General features: G+C 40.8%; 1 protein-coding gene. It reads right to left on the bottom strand.

Annotated elements, in window-relative coordinates:
- Positions 1–412, bottom strand: a 412-nt coding sequence (locus IAI56_RS15950) for a hypothetical protein (RefSeq protein ID WP_187658793.1), incomplete at both ends; no start/stop codon positions are given.

A 412-nucleotide genomic window follows, 5' to 3' on the forward strand; every position in this document is an offset into this window, starting at 1 on the left:
AATTGGGTCATCTACCAAGGTTGCATCACCTACCAATGCTGATGCTGGGTTGATGATTTGGTTGGTATTGTTTTCTAAATCAGCTAACGTTGGATAATACTCTACCGTTAAATTAGGATCGCCGTTTAAAATATATGCCTCATTTTGGGTTAAATCAACTAGTGCTTGTCCTGGTGTGGTTGCATCTTCACAAACGGCTGGTAGCACATTTGGATTAGTGTTTGGCTCTGGTGCTGGCAATACTCTAATGTTTAACGTAGTATAACCTACACATCCTTGTGCACTGATGATGCGAACGCCCAACGTTTGTACTGCTGGTGATACATTGGTATAACTAGTAATATTGGTAATCTGGTTGGTATCGTTTTGTGCATCGGTCCAACTTGGATAGTATTGAAAGGTATATCCTGGT

This window comes from Flavobacterium macrobrachii (assembly GCF_014486675.1).
Classification (GTDB): Bacteria; Bacteroidota; Bacteroidia; order Flavobacteriales; family Flavobacteriaceae; genus Flavobacterium; species Flavobacterium macrobrachii.